Genomic DNA, 18,335 nt, shown 5'->3' on the forward strand with positions numbered 1-18,335 from the left:
CGTGCGCCTCCCCTCGCTTGAGTCACAGGAAAGGTCCAGCCCCATGAAGAAAATGAAACTCGTGATGGTCGGCAACGGCATGGCCGGCGTGCGCACGCTCGAAGAGCTGCTCAAGATCGCGCCCGACCTGTACGACATCACCGTCTTCGGCGCCGAGCCGCATCCGAACTACAACCGCATCCTGCTGTCGCCGGTGCTCGCTGGCGAGCAGACGGTCGACGAAATCGTGCTCAACAGCTGGGAGTGGTACACCGACAACCACATCACGCTGCACGCGGGCAAGAAGGTGGTCGAGGTCGACCGCGTCAAGCGCATCGTGCGTGCCGAGGACGGCACCGAAGCCGCCTACGACCGCCTGCTGATGTGCACCGGCTCCAACCCCTTCATGCTGCCCGTGCCGGGCAAAGACCTGAAGGGCGTGATCGCCTATCGCGACATCGCCGACACCGACTACATGATCGAGACCGCGCGCACGCACAAGAACGCGGTGGTCATCGGCGGCGGCCTGCTGGGCCTGGAAGCGGCGAACGGCCTGATGCTGCGCGGCATGAACGTGACCGTGGTGCACGTCATGCCCTGGCTCATGGAGCGCCAGCTCGACGACGTGGCGGGCAAGCTGCTGCAGAAGTCGCTGGAAGACAGGGGCCTGAAGTTCCTGATGGGTGCGCAGACGCAGGACATGGTCGGCAACGAAGAGGGCCGCGTCAAAGCCATCCGCTTCAAGGACGGCACCGAAGTCGCGGCCGACCTGGTGGTCATGGCCGTGGGCATCCGCCCCAACGTAGAGCTGGCCGAGAAGATGCGCCTGCACTGCAACCGCGGCATCGTCGTCACCGACACCATGCAGACCGTGACCGATGCGCGCATCTACTCGGTGGGCGAATGCGCGGCGCACCGCGGCATCGCCTACGGCCTTGTGGCGCCGCTGTTCGAGCAGGCCAAGGTCGCGGCCAACCACCTGGCGCAGTTCGGCATCGGCCGCTACCTGGGTTCGCTCACCTCCACCAAGCTGAAGGTGACGGGCATCGACCTCTTCAGCGCCGGCGAGTTCATGGGCGGCGAAGGCACCGAGGAGATCGTGATGAGCGACCCCTTCGGCGGCGTCTACAAGAAGCTGGTGCTCAAGGACGACAAGCTGGTGGGCGCCTGCCTCTACGGCGACACGGTGGATGGCAGCTGGTACTTCAAGCTCCTGCGCGACGGCCGCAGCGTGCACGACATCCGCGACAAGCTGATGTTCGGCGAGTCGAACATCGGCGACACCGGCCACGAAGGCCACAGCAAGGCCGCGAGCATGCCCGACGATGCCGAGGTCTGCGGCTGCAACGGCGTGAGCAAGGGCACCATCTGCAAGGCGATCAAGGACAAGGGTCTCTTCACGCTCGATGAGGTGAAGAAGCACACCAAGGCCAGCGCCAGCTGCGGCTCGTGCACCGGGCTGGTCGAGCAGATCCTGATGTTCACCGCGGGCGGCGACTACTCGGCCACGCCGAAGAAAAAGGCGATCTGCGGCTGCACCGACGCGAGCCACCAAGATGCGCGCGACGCGATCCGCAAAGAGCACTACCTCACGCACGACGAGGTCTACCGCAACCTCGGCTGGCGCACGCCCAATGGCTGCGCCACCTGCCGCCCGGCCATCAACTACTACCTGATCAGCACCTGGCCCAAAGAGGCGAAGGACGATCCGCAGAGCCGCTTCATCAACGAGCGCAGCCACGCCAACATCCAGAAAGACGGCACCTACTCGGTCATTCCGCGCATGTGGGGCGGCCACACCACGCCCGACGAGTTGCGGCGCATCGCGGATGCGGCCGACAAGTACAAGATCCCGACCGTCAAGGTCACCGGCGGCCAGCGCATCGACCTCCTGGGCGTGAAGAAGGAAGACCTGGAGGGCGTTTGGAAGGACATCGGCATGCCCTCGGGCTTTGCCTATGCCAAGTCGCTGCGCACGGTGAAGACCTGCGTGGGCAGCGAATGGTGCCGCTTCGGCACGCAAGACTCAACGCAGATGGGCAAGGACCTGGAGCGCGCGCTCTGGGCGATGTACTCGCCGCACAAGGTCAAGCTGGCCGTCTCGGGGTGCCCGCGCAACTGTGCCGAGGCCGGCATCAAGGACGTGGGCGTGATCGGCGTCGACTCGGGCTGGGAGCTGTACGTGGGCGGCAACGGCGGCATCAAGACCGAAGTGGCGCAGTTCCTCGTGAAGGTGAAGACGGCCGCCGAGGTGATGGAGTTTTCAGGCGCCTTCCTGCAGCTGTACCGCGAGGAAGGCTGGTACCTGGAGCGCACGGTGCACTACATCGGACGCGTGGGCCTCGATTACGTGAAAAAGAAGATCCTCGAGGACGCGGAAGGCCGCAAGGCGCTGTGGGAGCGGCTGCAGTTCGCGCTCGACGGCGAGCCCGATCCATGGTTCGAATCGGCCGAGGCCTCGGTGGACGTGCGGCAGTTCGCGCCGCTGTCCATCTGAGCGGCCCGCGGAGAGAACGCTTGAAACGACGACTCTTCATCGCTTCCACCGCCCTGGCCGCGGTGGGTGCCCGCGCGCAGGTGGCAGACCTCAACGACGCCATCAACAAGGCGGGCCGCCAGCGCATGCTGTCGCAGCGCGCGAGCAAGGCCTACCTCGCGCTCCTGCACAAGGTGGAAACGCGCAGCGCCCAGCAGGTGCTCGACAAGTCGATCGCCCTGTTCGAAAAGCAGCTGGGCGAGCTCAAGGCCTTCGCGCCGAGCCCCACGATCCGCGACACCTACGAAGCGCTCGACGGCGCCTGGGGCAATTTCAAACGCGAGCTCACCACCGTCACGCCGGGCAAGGACGAAGTCGCCAAGGTCGTGAAGCTAGACGCCGCCGTGCTCGCGCTCGCGAACCAGGGCACCACGCAGTACGAAGCCGCCTCGGGCAAGCCGGTGGGCCGGCTGGTCAACATCGCGGGCCGCCAGCGCATGCTGTCGCAGCGCATGGCCAAGTTCTACCTGGCCGGCGCGATGCAGGTGGACGCGGCCGCCAGCGCGGCCGAGATCGCGAAGTCGCGCGCCGAATTCCTTGCGGCGCTCGAAGTGCTGCGGGGTGCTCCGGAAGCCACCGCGCAGATCCGCCAGGAACTGGTGCTGGCCGATGCGCAGTGGATGTTCTTCAACCGCGGGCTGCTGCGCCTGGAAGACGCCGGCGCCTCGCCCGCCCTGATGTCCGACGTGTTCGTGAGCAGCGAGAACCTGCTCGCGATCATGGACCGTGTGACCGGCCTGTATTCCGACCTCAAAACCTAGAGAGCCCCACCATGAGCGAATGGAAAGCCATCTGCCGCATCGACGACATCCCCGTGCTCGGCGCCCGCCGCGTGGCGCGGCCCGCAGGCGTGGACGTCGCCGTGTTCCGCAATGCCGAGGACCAGGTCTTCGCGCTGCTCGACCGCTGCCCGCACAAGGGTGGGCCGCTGAGCCAGGGCATCGTGTTCGGCACCAGCGTGGCCTGCCCTCTGCACAACTGGACCCTCGGGCTGGACGACGGCTGCGCCAGGTCGCCCGACGAAGGCTGCACGCCGAAGTTCGCGGTGAAGGTCGAAGGTGGCATCGTCCACCTCGATGCGGGCGAACTCGCGACGCACGCCATCGACCTGGAGCGCCCGGTCGCGGGGCCCAAGCCCTTCGCCACGATGGCCATCCTGTCCACGGAAGAAAGCTGAGCCCTTCATGGTGCAAGAGACCCGCTCCACCTGCCCGTACTGCGGCGTCGGCTGTGGCGTGATCATCGAATCCGACGGCGCGCAGATCACCGGCGTGCGCGGCGACCCCGACCACCCGGCCAACTTCGGCCGGCTGTGCACCAAGGGCTCGACGCTGCACCTCACGGCCAGCGCACCGGTCACGCGGCAGGCGCGGCTGCTGCAGCCGCTGCAGCGCCTCGTGCGCGGCGAGGCGCCCACGGCCGTGTCCTGGGACACGGCACTCGACAACGCGGCAGGCAAGTTCGCACAGGTGATCCAGGACCACGGCCCCGATGCGGTCGGCTTCTACATTTCGGGCCAGTTGCTGACCGAGGACTACTACGTCTTCAACAAGCTCGCCAAGGGCCTGGTCGGCACCAACAACGTGGACACCAACTCGCGCCTGTGCATGAGCAGCGCGGTCGCCGGCTACAAGCAGACGCTGGGCGCCGATGCGCCGCCGGCCTGCTACGACGACCTGAAACATGCCGACTGCCTCTTCATCGTGGGCAGCAACACGGCGTGGGCGCACCCGATTCTTTTCCGCCGCATCGAGGATGCGAAGGCGGCGAACCCGGCGATGAAGATCGTGGTGGCCGATCCGCGCCGCACCGACACGGTCGAGATCGCCGACCTGTTCCTGCCGATCCAGCCCGGCACCGACGTGATGCTGTTCAACGGCATGCTGCACCTGATGCTGTGGGAAGGCTGGATCGACGCGAAGTACATCGCCGAACACACCAACGGCTTCGATGCCCTGAAGGCCACGGTGCGCGAATGCACGCCGGACAAGGTGGCGCAGGTCTGCGGCATTTCGAAGGACGACCTGCTCGCGGCGGCTCGGCTCTTCGCCACGTCGCCGGCCACGCTGAGCCTCTATTGCCAGGGCCTGAACCAGTCGTCCAGCGGCACCGCCAAGAACGCGGCGCTGATCAACCTGCACCTGGCCACCGGACAGATCGGCAAGCCCGGCGCCGGCCCGTTCTCGCTCACCGGCCAGCCCAACGCGATGGGTGGGCGCGAGGTGGGAGGGCTGGCCAACCTGCTGAGCGCGCACCGCGACCTGGCCAACCCCGAGCACCGCGCCGAAGTGGCGGCGCTCTGGGGCGTGCCCTCGGTGCCCGAGAAGCCCGGCAAGACGGCGGTCGAGATGTTCCAGGCTGCCGCTGACGGCGAGATCCGCGCGCTGTGGATCGCCTGCACCAACCCCGCGCAGTCGATGCCCGACCAGGCCACGGTGCGCCGTGCGCTGGAGCGCGCCGAGTTCGTGGTGGTGCAGGAGGCCTTCTCCACCACCGCCACCTGCGCCTTCGCCGACCTGCTGCTGCCCGCCACCACCTGGGGCGAAAAAGAAGGCAGTGTGACCAACAGCGAGCGCCGCATCTCGCGCGTGCGCCCGGCCATCGCCGCGCCGGGCGAAACGCGGCACGACTGGTGGATCGCCACCGACTTCGCGCGCCGCCTCGAGCAGCGCGTGGGCCGCACCGCGGACACGCTGTTCCCCTACCCGACGGCCGAGTCGGTGTGGAACGAGCACCGCGAATCCACCCGCGGACGCGACCTGGACATCACCGGCCTGAGCTACGCGATGCTCGACGACATCGGCCCGCAGCAATGGCCGCTGAAGGAAGGCGAAAGCAGCGGCCGGGTGCGCCTGTACGAAGACGGCGTATTCCCCACACCCGATGGCCGCGCCCGTTTCGTCGACACGCCCTACAAGCCCGTGGCCGAGGCCCGCGAGGCGCGCTACCCCTTCTCGCTCAACACCGGGCGCCTGCGCGACCAGTGGCACGGCATGAGCCGCACCGGCACCGCTCCGCGCCTGTTCGGCCACGTGGCCGAGCCCATGGTGCAGATGAACCCGCAGGACATGGTGCGGCGCCAGATCGGCGAAGGCGACCTGGTGCACCTGACTTCGAAGCGCGGCTCGATCCTGCTGCCCGCGCGCGCCAGCGCCGAGATCGGCATGAGCCAGGCCTTCGTCGCGATGCACTGGGGCGAGGAGTACCTGAGCGGCTGCTCGTCGACCGGCACGCGGCTGGCCGGCATCAACGCGCTCACCACGCCCGCCTACTGCCCCACCTCGAAGCAGCCCGAGCTCAAGCACACGGCGGTGAAGATCCTGAAGGCCGAGCTGCCGTGGTCGCTGCTCACGATGGCCTGGCTCCCGACCGACGACGTGCTGGCGGTGCACCGTGCGCTGCAGCCGCTGATGGCGATGTTTCCGTTCGCCACCTGCGTGCCGTTCTCGGGCAGCACCAAGGAAGCGGCAGGCGCGGAGCGCAGCGGCCTCCTGTTTCGCGCGGCCGCGCACGATGCGCCGGCCGATGCGCTGCTGGAACAGATCGAGGCGCTGCTCGGCCTGAAAAGCGCCGACACCCTGCGCTATGCCGACCGCCGGCGCGGCCAGCGCCGTTCGGTGCGACTGGTGCGCCGGGCCGACCAGAGCGCGGGCCTCGAAGCCTTCCTGCTCGCGGGCGACACCAGCGCCGAAGCCTGGATCGCGACCCTGCTGCGGGAAGAGCTGCCCGCGCAGAGCTACGGCCGCCTGCTGCTCTCTCCCGGCGCCCGCGCCCCGCTGGCGGTGCAGTCGCGCGGCAAGCCGGTCTGCACCTGCTTCAACGTGACCGACCTGGCGATCCAGGGCGAACTGAGCCGCTGCAGCGGAACGCCCGACGAGCGGCTGGCCGCGCTGCAGGGGACGCTGAAATGCGGCACGAACTGCGGCTCGTGCATTCCGGAGCTCAAACGCATGATTCGTTTGATGCCTGCCGAATCATTGGCGACCCTGTGACGACCCGTCGATCTTCCTTGCGTTGTCCCCTCTCCCGCTTGCGGGAGAGGGTTAGGGTGAGGGCCGCAGCATGCGCAAATCTGACGCCGTCGACCCTCACCCCAGCCCTCTCCCCAAGGGGAGAGGGAGCAAGGCATAAGCCGACTCACATTCCGGCATAAGCGTTGCAGGACAATCCGCCTACCCATGGGAATCAGCCAATACATCAAGGAAATCGGCCGCGGCGCGCGAGGCGCCAAGCCGCTCACGCGCGAACAGGCCACCGACCTGTTCGGCCAGGTGCTGGACGGCACCGTCACCGACCTCGAGATCGGCGGCTTCTGCCTCGCGATGCGCATCAAGGGCGAAACGCCCGAGGAGATGGCCGGGTTCCTCGACGCCACGCATGCGCGGCTGCACCACATTCCCGCCGGCGACCGCCCGCTCATCGTGCTGCCGAGCTACAACGGCGCGCGCAAGCTGCCAGTGCTCACGCCGCTGCTGGCACTGCTGCTGGCCCGCGAAGGCCTGCCGGTGCTGGTGCATGGCAGCGCGAGCGAAACCTCCCGCGTGCTGGCCTCGAACGTGCTCGCCGCGCTCGACGTGCCGCCCATGACCGCCATCGGCCCCATCGCCAATGGCACGGTGGGTTTCGCCGCGACCGAGCTGCTGAACCCGGCGCTCAAGCGCCTGCTCGACGTGCGCCGCGTGGTGGGCCTGCGCAACCCCGGCCACAGCGTGGTCAAGCTGATGCAGCCCACCGCCGGGCCTGCCGTGGTGGTGGCCAGCTACACGCACCCTGAATACGCGCGCGTCATGGCCGAAACCTTCGAGCTGATGGGCACCACCGCCCTGCTCTCGCGCGGCCTCGAAGGCGAAGTGGTCTCCGACCCGCGCCGCACCGCGCAGATCGACGGCTTCGTGCGCGGCGTGCGCACCGAACTGCAGGCACAGGCCAGCGGCACCGCAACCGAGGTGCCCGGGCTGCCGAAGGAAATCGACGTCGCCACCACGGCCGACTACACGCGACGCGCATTGAACGGCGAGCTTCCCGTGCCCGAAGCCATCGCCGCGCAAGTCAGGCACATCACGCAACTGGCATCCCACGCATGAACAACCCATCCAACCTCGTCACCGGCCGCTGCACGCTGGTAGGCGCCGGCCCCGGCGACCCCGAACTGCTGACCGTCAAGGCCGTCAAGGCGATCCAGGCGGCCACGGTGCTGCTGGTCGACGACCTCGTGAACGAAGAGATCCTGGCCTATGCCCGCCCCGGCGCGCGCATCGTGCACGTGGGCAAGCGCGGCGGCTGCAAGAGCACGCCGCAGGCCTTCATCGAGCGGCTCATGATCACCGCGGTGCGCGAAGGTGAGACCGTGGTGCGGCTGAAGGGCGGCGACCCGTTCATCTTCGGACGCGGCGGCGAAGAGGTGGAGCACCTGCGCGAAGCCGGCATCGAATGCGCGGTGGTCAACGGCATCACGGCGGGCCTGGCAGCCGTGACCTCGCTGGGCGTGCCGCTCACTCACCGCGACCATGCACAGGGCGTGGTGTTCGTCACCGGCCATGCCAAGACTGGCGCAGGCGCCCAGGAAGACCCGACCGACTGGCGCGCGCTCGCCGCCATGGCGCACAACGCACGCCTCACGCTCGTGATCTACATGGGCGTGGCGGGTGCCCGCCACATCGAACGCGAACTGCTGCACGGCCTGCCCGGCGACACGCCCGTGGCCGTCGTACAGCACGCGAGCCTGCCGCACCAGCGCCACATCGCGACCACGCTCGACGGGCTGCAGGCCCGGATCGCCGAAGCCGGCCTCGCGAGCCCCGCGGTGATCGTGGTGGGCGACGTGCTGCGCGGGCTGGCCGCGGCAGCACTGCCGGTGGACGCGTCCCGCTTCGGCACCTGATTCTCAGAAGCTCCCGGCGAGTCCGCTCCGCCCGCCCTGCTTGCTGAAAGCGGCGGCATCGGGCGCAGGGCTTGCGCGCAGCGCACCAACGCGGCGCCCTGAGGTCCGCCCCGTCACGGGGCACATGTGGCATGGAGCGTGCTTAGACCCTGAGATGCCCGCTTCCAGCCTGTCTTGCACCCGCCGATGAATGCCGTCACCCCGCCACCGCCGGCCGCGGTCGAGATCGTTGCGCTCAGCAAGCGCTACGCCGCCGGCACGCCAGCCGCCGTCGATGCCATCGACCTGCGCATCGCCAGCGGCAGCTACTGCTGTCTGCTGGGCCCCTCGGGCTGCGGCAAGAGCACCACGCTGCGCATGATTGCGGGGCACGAGTCGGTCACCAGCGGCGACATCCTGCTGGACAACCGCAACATCACCAACCTGCCCGCCGCCGCGCGCGGCACGGCCATGATGTTCCAGAGCTTCGCGCTCTTCCCGCACCTCTCGGCCACCGACAACGTGGCCTTCAGCCTCAAGATGAAAGGCGTCGGCAAGGCCGAGCGCCAGAAGCGTGCGCGCGACCTGCTGGCGCGCGTGGCGATGGGCCATCTGGCCGAGCGCAAGCCCGGCGAACTCTCCGGCGGCCAGCAGCAGCGCGTGGCGCTGGCGCGTGCGCTCATCACCGAGCCGCGCGTGCTGCTGCTGGACGAGCCGCTCTCCGCGCTCGACCCGTTCCTGCGCATCCAGATGCGCGCCGAGCTTCGGCGCTGGCAGAAGGAGTTGGGGCTGACCTTCGTGCACGTGACGCACTCGCAGGAAGAAGCCATGGCGCTGGCCGACACGATGGTGGTGATGAACCACGGCGTGATCGAGCAGGTCGGCTCGCCGCACGAGATCTACAACCACCCCGTCAACGAATTCGTGGCGCGCTTCATGGGCGGCCACAACGTGATCGACACGCCCGCCGGGCCGATCGCGGTGCGCAACGACCACATGCGAATCGCGCCGACCTCGGACTCCGGCGGCCTGGCCGCCGCGATCACCGATGTCGAGTACCAGGGCACCTACGTGCTGCTCGGCCTGGCGCTGGAAGCCGCCGCGCCGGAGCGCCGGAACGTGTCGGTGCTGCTGGGCGAGGCCGCCTTTCTCGCGAGCCCCTATGCCCAGGGCGAGACGGTTCGCCTGTCGTGGGCCGAGGCCGATGCGCGCGCGCTCGCCGTGGCCCCGTGATCCTTTTCGTTCCCCTCCCCTCATCCGCCATTTTTTCCACGGAGACTCAGCAATGACCGACCCCATCGACTCGTCCGCCGGCGTCAAGCGCCGCACCCTGCTGCAAGGCACCGCCGGCATCCTCGCCACGGGCATCGCGCCCTTCGTGCATGCGCAGGAAAAGATCGTGCTGCGCTACCTGGGCACCGCGGTGAACCAGGACAAGGCGATTGCCGAGAAGTTCAAGGCCGACACCGGCATCGAGATCCAGTACGTGGCCGTGACCACCGACGACGTGACCAAGCGCGCCGTGACCGCGCCCAACAGCTTCGACCTGATCGACACCGAGTTCTTCTCGCTCAAGAAGATCGTGCCCACCGGCAACCTCAAGGGCATCGACACCAAGCGCGTGAAGAACGCCGGCAAGATCACCTCGCTCTTCACCAAGGGGGAAGTCGGCGGCAAGAAGGTGGGAGACCAGGGCACGGCGCCCATCAAGGTGATCTACCTCGAAGGCGAGAAGAGCAAGGCCTTCGCCAAGTCGCCCACGCAGTTCATGTCGCTGATTCCGACCACCTACAACGCCGACACGCTGGGCATTCGCCCCGACCTGATCAAACGTCCGATCGGCTCGTGGGCGGAGCTGCTGAATCCCGAGTTCAAGGGCAAGGCGGCGATCCTGAACATTCCCTCGATCGGCATCATGGACGCGGCGATGGTGGTGGAGGCCAAGGGCATCCACAAGTACGCCGACAAGGGCAACATGACCAAGGCCGAGATCGACCTGACGATCAAGACCCTCATCGAGGCCAAGAAGGCCGGCCAGTTCCGCGCGCTGTGGAAGGACTTCAACGAGTCGGTCAACCTCATGGCCTCGGGCGAGGTGGTGATCCAGTCGATGTGGTCGCCTGCCGTCACGGCCGTGCGCGGCAAGGGCATCGATTGCACCTTCCAGCCCCTGAAGGAAGGCTATCGCGCCTGGGCCTCGGGCTTCGGCCTGCCGGCCACGCTCTCGGGCAAGAAGCTCGACGGCGCCTACGAGTTCATCAACTGGTTCCTCGACGGCTGGGCGGGCGCCTACCTCAACCGCCAGGGCTACTACAGCGCAGTGCTGGACACCGCCAAGACCAAGATGGAAGCCTACGAGTGGGCCTACTGGATGGAAGGCAAGCCCGCCGCGCAGGACATCAAGAGCCCCCAGGGCGACGTGATCGCCAAGGCCGGCGCGGTGCGCGACGGCGGCAGCTACGAGCAGCGCATGGGCGGCATCGCCTGCTGGAACGCCGTGATGGACGAGAACGAGTACATGGTCAGGAAATGGAACGAGTTCGTCGCAGCCTGAGCCCCCGCCCGATTCCGTGAGCGCTCCCGCCACCCGCGCCTCCGCCGCCGCCGACCCGCTCCACACCGTGAAGGCGTGGTGGCAGGCGGCGCCGTTCGCGCTGGTGTTTCTTCTGTTCTTCCTGATTCCACTGGCGCTGGTCGCGATGGTCAGCCTGTGGAATTTCAACGAATACGAGCTGATCCCCGCGGTCACGCTGCGCAACTACCTGAGCCTGTTCGAGGGGTGCTCGCATCTCACCGACAACGGCGATCTGTGCGTCACGCTCAACACGTACCTGAGCACCTTCAAGTTCTGCGTGCTGGTGTGGGGCATCACGCTGCTGGTCGGCTTTTCTGTCGCGTACTTCCTCGCGTTCCACGTGCGCTCCTCGACCGTGCAGACGGTGCTGTTCGTGCTGTGCACCGTGCCCTTCTGGACATCGAACGTCATCCGCATGATCTCGTGGGTGCCGCTGCTGGGCCGCAACGGCCTGGTCAACCAGGCACTGATGGGCGCGGGCTTCGTGAACCAGCCGGTCGAGTGGCTGCTGTTCTCCGATTTCTCGGTGGTGCTGGCCTTCGTGCACCTCTACACGATGTTCATGATCGTGCCGATCTTCAACAGCATGATGCGCATCGACCGCTCGTTGCTCGAAGCGGCCAGCGACGCGGGCGCCTCTGGCTGGCAGACGCTGTGGAACGTGGTGGTGCCGCTGTCGCGCACCGGCATCCTGATCGGCTCGATCTTCGTCATCACCATCGTGATGGGCGACTTCGTGACCATCGGCGTGATGGGCGGGCAGCAGATCGCATCCATCGGCAAGATCATCCAGGTGCAGACCTCGTACCTGCAGTTTCCGCTGGCCGCGGCCAACGCGATGATCCTGCTGGCGGTGGTGCTGATGATCATCTGGGGATTGACCCGGCTGGTCGATATTCGCAAGGAGCTCTAGGGTGAACTTGAACTCTTCTGTTGCGATCGGGCGATGCCGTTCAGGGCGTGCTCGTCACGCGCAGCGGTCGTTGATCGCAACACACCGGCAGCGTGCCCAGGTGCACAGGGCATCGGGTGCTTCCCGCAGCGAAATCAAGGAGGAGGCCGCAGGCCGGGGGACATTCGCGGAGGGAAGTACCCGGTGGCCTGTGCACACGCCCTGAAGGCCCCCATGACCCCACACATCAGAGAACAACGCGCCCCCGGCTTCTGGCCCCTCGCGACCGTCTTCGCCCTCTTCGTGCTGTTCCTCTACGGCCCGATGATCACGATCTTCGTGCTGAGCTTCCAGGGCCCCGAGGGCGGCCTCACCTTCCCGCTGCGCGGCGTCTCGCTGCACTGGTTCTACAAGCTCGCCGAGGGCCTGGGTACCGTCGACATCGGCGCGGCCTTCAGGCGCTCGCTGGCGCTGGGCGCTGTGGTGATGGCCTTCACCGTGGTGCTGTCGGTGCTGGCCGGGCTCGCGTTCCGCAAGAAGCTCAAGGGCGGCAACGCCCTCTTCTTCGTGACGGTGGCGAGCCTGATCATGCCGTCGATCATCATTTCGCTCGGCATCGGCCTGCAGTTCCGGCTGCTGGACACCGGCATCAAGGGCGTGCTCACGGCCATGGACGCCACCACGCTGCTCGAAGGCTACGGCACGGCGCTCGGCCTCTTCAGCTCCGCCCTCGGCGCGCATCTGACGTGGACGCTGCCCTTTGGCCTGCTCATCATGTTCGCGGTGTTCAACCGCTTCAACCCGGCCTATGAAGAAGCCGCGCGCGACCTCGGCGCCACGCCGTGGCAGGCCTTCCGCTTCGTCGTGCTGCCGCTGATCGGCCCCTCGATCGTCGGCATCGGCATGTTCGGTTTCACGCTCTCGTGGGACGAGATCGCCCGCACCTCGCAGGCCATCGGCGACGTCAACACGCTGCCGCTCGAACTGCAGGGCCTGACCTCGACGGTCACGACGCCTTCGATCTACGCGCTGGGGACGGTGACCACCATCGTTTCGCTGCTGGTCATGGCCGTGGCGCTCGGGGCTGCGGCGCTGTTGCGGCGGCGGGCCGTCCGGCCTGTGTGAGATTTTTCCTACGCCGCCTAAAATCGCGCTCCAACAAGCAAAAGCGATAGAGAGAGAGGCGGACATGCTCGACAAACTGAACGACTTCACGGCGAGCCACGGCGAGCTGCAGCGCGGCCGCGGCCTCGTCACCGGGACCATCGCCCTGAGCCTGGCCATCCTGTGCTTCCTCGGGGTGCTGGCCTTCCACTTCCCGCAGTACCTCACGACGCCGGAGCTGCGCAAGAGCTACAACGTCGACGTGATGCGCTACATCCTGCTCGTGGCCCTGGTGGTTTCGGGCGGGCTCTCGCTGGTCAACATCATCTTCAACCGCTCGCGCTGGCTCTCGTCGGCCGCGTTCCTGCTGGTGGTGGCCTCGGCGCTGCTGGGCGGGCACAAGGTGCCGGTGCACGACTTTGCGGACAACACGCCGTACATCGGGCTGGACTGGTTCATCCTCGACCTGCTGGGCTCGTCGCTGATCTTCATCTTCATCGAGAAGCTGTTCGCGCTGCGCAAGGACCAGCCCGTGTTCCGCGAAGAGTGGCAGACCGACTTCCACCACTTCGTGGTGAACCACATGATCGTGGGCTTCGTGCTGCTGGCCACCAACCTCATGGTGCACAAGCTCTTCGGCTGGGCCGCCAATGACGGCATCCGCGGCTGGGTGGGCAACCTGCCCTTCTGGGCGGGCATTTTGCTGATCATTTTGGTGGCCGACCTCGTGCAGTACTGGACGCACCGCGCCTACCACGAGGTGCCGGTGCTCTGGCGCCTGCACGCGGTGCACCACAGCGTCAAAAGCATGGACTGGATGGCAGGCTCGCGCCAGCACATTCTTGAATTGCTCATCACACGCACGCTGGTGCTCGCGCCGATCTACGTGCTGGGCTTCAGCAAGGAAGTGATCGACGCCTACATCGTGGTGGTCGGCTTCCAGGCGGTGTTCAACCACTGCAACGTGAGCGTGCGCCTGGGGCCGCTGCGCTACATCATCGTGACGCCCAATTTCCACCACTGGCACCACAGCCAGGACATCGAGGCGCTCGACAAGAACTATTCGGCGCACTACGCCTTCCTCGACTACATCTTCGGCACCGCGGTCAAGAGCACCAAGCTCTGGCCCGAGAAGTACGGCGTGCTGGGCGACTACGTGCCCAACGGCTTCTTCAAGCAGTTGAAGTTTCCGTTCATCTGGAAGGGATGATGCGCGCCGCTCTTCGTGCCGCCGCGCTCATGGCCGTGGCGGGTGCCGCGCTGCTGCTCTCGGCCTGCGCCACCCGGGTCGACCTGCCCTCCAAGGACTCGGGCCTGCGCCTCAGGGTACAGAGTTCGGTCATCGCGCCGGGCAACGGCGGCGAGCTCATCACGGCCAGCGCGCTGGAGCCCGGCGACATCCTGCTGAGCTCGATCGCGACGGTCAATTCCTTCGGCATCCGGCTGGGCACCTTCTCGCCAGTGAGCCATGCGCTGCTGTACCTGGGCGACGGGCTGATCGCCGAGGCCGTGGGCACCGGTGTGCGCGCACGGCCGCTGGCCGACGTGGTGGCCGAGGAACAGATGGTGGTGGCATTCCGCGTGCCGAGCCTCGATGCCGCGGGTGTCGCCAAGCTGCGCACCTGGGCCAATTCGCAGGTCGGCACGCGCTACAACACCACGGGCGTGCTGCTGAATGCGCCCTTCGTGCTGAACCGGCGCCTGTGCGAGCTGCCGCTGATTCCTTCGTCGGTCAGCAATTTCTGCATCAGGGGCATGGCCATGGTGCAGCTGGGGGCGAGCCGCGACGACCAGTTCTTCTGCTCGCAGTTCGTGCTCGAGGCCTACCGCCAGGCGGGCCTGCCGATCACCGCGGCCGACCCGCGCTGGGTGAGCCCGGCCGATCTGCTGCACATGCGCGAGGGCGATGTGCCGTCCATTTCCGCCACGCAGCCGCTGCGCTACATCGGACACCTGAAGTACAACGCGCCGCCGATCCTGGCGGCGGATGGGCCTTGACGGTTTGAGCGCTCCTTTTCAATTCGATGTGGTCGTGGTCGGCGCCGGTGCGGCCGGGCTGTTCTGCGCCGGGGTGGCGGGCCAGCGCGGGCTCAAGGTGCTCCTGGTCGACCACAGCGAGAAGGTGGGCGAGAAGATCCGCATCTCGGGTGGCGGGCGGGCCAATTTCACCAACCGCGACCTCGACGTGCGCGCGCCGCAGCGTCACTTCATCGGCGACAACCCGAATTTCTGCCGCTCTGCCCTGTCGCGCTATGCGCCGCAGCAGTTCATCGAGCTGGTGCAGAAGCACGGGATCGCCTTTCACGAGAAGCACAAGGGGCAGCTGTTCTGCGACGGCTCCTCGCAGCAGATCGTGGACATGCTGCTGGCGGAATGCGAAGCCGGCGGGGTGACGCGGTGGCAGCCGTGCAAGCTGGGGAACATTGCTTTTTCTCCGGCAACCGCTGATGCAACGGGCACCGGAAGCTATCGAATTCATAGCGATCGAGGCGTAATCGAAGCACCGAAACTGGTGATTGCGACCGGCGGCCTGTCGATTCCCCAAATCGGCGCCACCGACTTCGGCTACCGCCTGGCCGAGCAGTTCGGCCTCCGCGTGGTCACGCCCCGCCCTGCGCTTGTGCCGCTGACCTTTGGCGGCGAAGCCTGGGCGCCGTATGCCGAACTGGCCGGGCTGGCGCTGCCGGTGCGGATCGAGACCGGCGCCAAGAAAGAAAAGATGGCATTCCTGGAAGACCTGCTGTTCACTCATCGGGGGCTTTCCGGTCCGGCGGTGCTGCAGATTTCGAGCTACTGGAAGCCGGGCGCCCCGCTCACCATCGATTTCGCACCCGGCACGGACGTGGCCGAAGCCCTGGGCGAAGCCAAGCTGCGCTCGAAGAAACGCATTGCCAACGAGCTGGCGACGCTGGTGCCCTCCCGGCTGGCGGACGCTTGGGTCGGGCAGGATTCGGCCCTGCAGCGCCCCGTCAACGAGGCCGCCGACAAGGCGCTGGCAGCGCTTTCCGAGCGCATCGCCCGATGGCAGATCACCCCGAGCGGCACCGAGGGCTACAAGAAGGCCGAAGTCACCGCCGGTGGCGTCGACACCCGCGATCTGTCGTCCCAGACCATGGAATCGAATCAGCCGGGCCTGTATTTCATCGGCGAAGTGGTCGATGTGACGGGTTGGTTGGGCGGATACAACTTCCAATGGGCCTGGGCAAGCGCCCATGCGTGCGCAACCGCGCTATAATCGCGGGCTAACTTTTGGCCTTCCCTCAACGGCCACCAAAGATTTCAGTTGAGGAACCCCGGCTTTGGGCCTCGATCTCCCCGAGCCAACTTCAGTTCAACGATTCATCAATGACCACCATCCGCGTTAAAGAAAACGAGCCCTTCGACGTCGCTCTGCGTCGCTTCAAGCGCACCATCGAAAAGCTCGGCCTGCTGACCGACCTGCGCGCCCGCGAGTTCTACGAAAAGCCGACCGCCGAGCGCAAGCGCAAGAAGGCAGCCGCCGTCAAGCGCCACTACAAGCGCGTGCGCAGCATGCAGCTCCCCAAGAAGCTGTACTAAGCAACGCCCAGGGCGGCTGGCCCCGACGAAAGTCCTCGCCAGCGTCCCGTTGCACCAGCCGCGCCAGGGAAACCTGCCGCGGCTTTTGTTTTTTCCGAAAGGCTTCCAATGACCCTCAAAGAACAGATCACCGAAGACATGAAGACGGCGATGCGCGCCAAGGACTCCGAGCGCCTGGGCACCATCCGCCTGTTGCTCGCCGCCCTGAAGCAGAAGGAAGTCGACGAGCGCGTGGAGCTCGACGACGCCATGGTCGTGGCCATCGTCGACAAGATGGTCAAGCAGCGCAAGGACTCGATCGCCGCGTTCACCACCGGTGGCCGCGCCGACCTCGCCGACAAGGAAGCCGCGGAGATCAAGGTGCTGGAGGTCTACCTGCCCCAGCGCATGAGCGCCGACGAAACCGTGGCCGCCGTGAAGGCCATCGTGGCCGAGCTGGGTGCCAGCGGCCCCGGCGACATGGGCAAGGTGATGGGCGTGGTCAAGACCCGCTTGGCCGGCAAGGCCGACATGGGCCAGGTCAGCGCAGCGGTCAAGGCCGCCTTGACGGGCGCCTGATGAGCGACAGCAGCGCCAGCCCCTCCGATCCGATCCTCAAGGCCTGCGCCTGCCTGGTCGACGCGCGGGGCCGGCTGCTGGTGTTCCGTCACCCCGGGGACGGCAACACGCAACTGCCCAAGGGCACCATCGAGCCCGGCGAATCGCCCGAAGTGGCGGTGCGGCGCGAACTGCTCGAGGAGTCGGGCATCGACTTCACGGGCGAACTGCAGCCGCTCGGCACGCTGGACCGCGAATGCGAGGCCGGTGTCGAGGGCAACACACACCGCCACCCGCAGCTGTGGCACCTGTTCCTGATGCGCGCCGAGGGGCCGCTGCCCGAGACTTTCGAGCACGTGGCCACGGGCAGCCCTGAAGAAGAAGGTTTGGTGTTCGTCTTCCGCTGGCTTGGCGCCGACGACGCCCTCGACGACTTCGCCCTGCCCTACCGCCAGACCATCGAGCGCGTGCGCGCCGCTTTGCTATCTGTCGCCTGACGATCACCCCATGGCGCGAACCGCCATGTAGGCCCCCAGAAGCGCCAGCCCGATCAGGAAGCAGCGCTTGAACACCGCCACCGGCAGCTTCTGCCGCAGCCAAGTCCCGATGACCATGCCGACTATCGCCGGCACCAGCATCGCGACCGAACTGCCCACCGCCGCCATCGGATAGCCCCCGTTCCCCGCCAGCCCGATGCCCAGCACCACGGTCGAAGTGGTGAACGAAATCCCCATTGCCTGGATCAGCGAATCGCGCTGGAAACCCAGCGCCTGCAGATAGGGCACGGCCGGCATCGCGAACACGCCGGTCACCGCCGTCACCAGTCCCGTCGCAACGCCCACCAGCGGCCCCAGCCACCACTCGTGCGCCACCGGTGCATGCAGCTGCCGCCCCGTGAGCCCCCAGAGCGCATAGGCCACCAGCGCCACGCCGAGCGCCACCGAAGCCCACGCACCTCCCGGCGCGCCAAGCCAGGCCGCCCCGCCCAGCGTGCCCACGACAATCCCCGCCTGCATGCCGCCGATGCGCCGCAGCACCGCCCCGAAGCTCGCGCGCGGCCCGGTCTGCCAGATGTTCGTGACGAGCGACGGCACGATCAGCAAAGCCGCGGCCCGTACCGGCGGCATCCAGAGCGCGAGCAGCGCCATCGACACCGTCGGCAGGCCGAGCCCGATCACGCCCTTGATCACACCAGCCAGAAGAAATACGGCGGCAGCCGCGGCCCAGTGGCCCGCTGTCAGTTCGTTCGAAAAAATCGTCATTGCCGCCCAGTTTGCCGACCGGCCTCGAACCT

At 67.2% G+C, this 18,335-nt stretch carries 17 protein-coding genes; 16 read left to right on the forward strand and 1 reads right to left on the reverse strand.

Translation table 11 applies throughout. From position 1 onward, the window contains the following. Positions 1–43: 43 nt before the first annotated feature. The 16 genes from nirB (at position 44) to M2282_RS04035 (ending at position 17,538) form a co-directional block, all read left to right on the forward strand. Positions 44–2,476 carry a nitrite reductase large subunit NirB gene (gene nirB / locus M2282_RS03960; RefSeq protein WP_280807462.1) on the forward strand — a complete coding sequence of 811 codons (2,433 nt, stop codon included), beginning with the start codon at positions 44–46 and terminating at the stop codon, positions 2,474–2,476. 20 nt (positions 2,477–2,496) lie between these two features. Further along, complete coding sequence (locus M2282_RS03965) at positions 2,497–3,276, forward strand: type IV pili methyl-accepting chemotaxis transducer N-terminal domain-containing protein (protein ID WP_280807463.1); 780 nt, start codon at positions 2,497–2,499, stop codon at positions 3,274–3,276. Between the two features lie 11 nt (positions 3,277–3,287). Beyond that, positions 3,288–3,692 (forward strand): nitrite reductase small subunit NirD, encoded by a 405-nt coding sequence (gene nirD, locus M2282_RS03970; RefSeq protein ID WP_280807464.1) that lies wholly within the window; start codon positions 3,288–3,290, stop codon positions 3,690–3,692. A 7-nt stretch (positions 3,693–3,699) separates the two neighbouring features. After that, positions 3,700–6,507 carry a nitrate reductase gene (locus tag M2282_RS03975; protein WP_280807465.1) on the forward strand — a complete coding sequence of 936 codons (2,808 nt, stop codon included), beginning with the start codon at positions 3,700–3,702 and terminating at the stop codon, positions 6,505–6,507. Between the two features lie 186 nt (positions 6,508–6,693). Next, positions 6,694–7,599 (forward strand): DNA-binding protein YbiB, encoded by a 906-nt coding sequence (gene ybiB / locus M2282_RS03980; RefSeq protein ID WP_280807466.1) that lies wholly within the window; start codon positions 6,694–6,696, stop codon positions 7,597–7,599. Then, entirely contained in the window at positions 7,596–8,396 is an 801-nt protein-coding gene (gene cobA, locus M2282_RS03985) for a uroporphyrinogen-III C-methyltransferase (RefSeq protein ID WP_280807467.1), read from the forward strand. Before ybiB ends, cobA begins: the two co-directional genes overlap by 4 nt. Before the next feature lie 186 nt (positions 8,397–8,582). Continuing rightward, on the forward strand, positions 8,583–9,608 hold the full coding sequence (locus M2282_RS03990; protein ID WP_280807468.1) for an ABC transporter ATP-binding protein: 1,026 nt from the start codon (positions 8,583–8,585) through the stop codon (positions 9,606–9,608). Positions 9,609–9,660: 52 nt separating this feature from the next. Next, entirely contained in the window at positions 9,661–10,929 is a 1,269-nt protein-coding gene (locus tag M2282_RS03995) for an ABC transporter substrate-binding protein (protein WP_280807469.1), read from the forward strand. Between the two features lie 16 nt (positions 10,930–10,945). Further along, positions 10,946–11,863, forward strand: a complete 918-nt coding sequence (locus tag M2282_RS04000) for an ABC transporter permease (protein ID WP_280807470.1) — start codon at positions 10,946–10,948, stop codon at positions 11,861–11,863. Between the two features lie 213 nt (positions 11,864–12,076). Beyond that, on the forward strand, positions 12,077–12,967 hold the full coding sequence (locus tag M2282_RS04005) for an ABC transporter permease (protein ID WP_280807471.1): 891 nt from the start codon (positions 12,077–12,079) through the stop codon (positions 12,965–12,967). Positions 12,968–13,031: 64 nt separating this feature from the next. Next, positions 13,032–14,156, forward strand: a complete 1,125-nt coding sequence (locus tag M2282_RS04010) for a sterol desaturase family protein (protein ID WP_280807472.1) — start codon at positions 13,032–13,034, stop codon at positions 14,154–14,156. After that, the gene (locus M2282_RS04015; RefSeq protein ID WP_280807473.1) at positions 14,153–14,944 is read left to right on the forward strand and encodes a YaeF family permuted papain-like enzyme; all 792 of its coding nucleotides are present in this window, start codon (positions 14,153–14,155) and stop codon (positions 14,942–14,944) included. Before M2282_RS04010 ends, M2282_RS04015 begins: the two co-directional genes overlap by 4 nt. After that, complete coding sequence (locus M2282_RS04020; protein WP_280807474.1) at positions 14,934–16,181, forward strand: NAD(P)/FAD-dependent oxidoreductase; 1,248 nt, start codon at positions 14,934–14,936, stop codon at positions 16,179–16,181. Before M2282_RS04015 ends, M2282_RS04020 begins: the two co-directional genes overlap by 11 nt. Before the next feature lie 110 nt (positions 16,182–16,291). Next, complete coding sequence (gene rpsU, locus M2282_RS04025; protein ID WP_007833691.1) at positions 16,292–16,504, forward strand: 30S ribosomal protein S21; 213 nt, start codon at positions 16,292–16,294, stop codon at positions 16,502–16,504. Positions 16,505–16,612: 108 nt separating this feature from the next. Then, positions 16,613–17,062 carry a GatB/YqeY domain-containing protein gene (locus M2282_RS04030; RefSeq protein ID WP_206174382.1) on the forward strand — a complete coding sequence of 150 codons (450 nt, stop codon included), beginning with the start codon at positions 16,613–16,615 and terminating at the stop codon, positions 17,060–17,062. Next, positions 17,062–17,538 carry an NUDIX domain-containing protein gene (locus M2282_RS04035; RefSeq protein ID WP_280807475.1) on the forward strand — a complete coding sequence of 159 codons (477 nt, stop codon included), beginning with the start codon at positions 17,062–17,064 and terminating at the stop codon, positions 17,536–17,538. The genes M2282_RS04030 and M2282_RS04035 overlap by 1 nt, the downstream gene beginning before the upstream one ends. A gap of 3 nt (positions 17,539–17,541) precedes the next feature. On the opposite strand, the gene M2282_RS04040 is transcribed toward M2282_RS04035, so the two are convergent. Further along, entirely contained in the window at positions 17,542–18,303 is a 762-nt protein-coding gene (locus M2282_RS04040) for a sulfite exporter TauE/SafE family protein (RefSeq protein ID WP_280807476.1), read from the reverse strand. Positions 18,304–18,335 lie beyond the last annotated feature (32 nt).

The organism is Variovorax boronicumulans (assembly GCF_029892485.1).
Classification (GTDB): domain Bacteria; phylum Pseudomonadota; class Gammaproteobacteria; order Burkholderiales; family Burkholderiaceae_C; genus Variovorax; species Variovorax boronicumulans_B.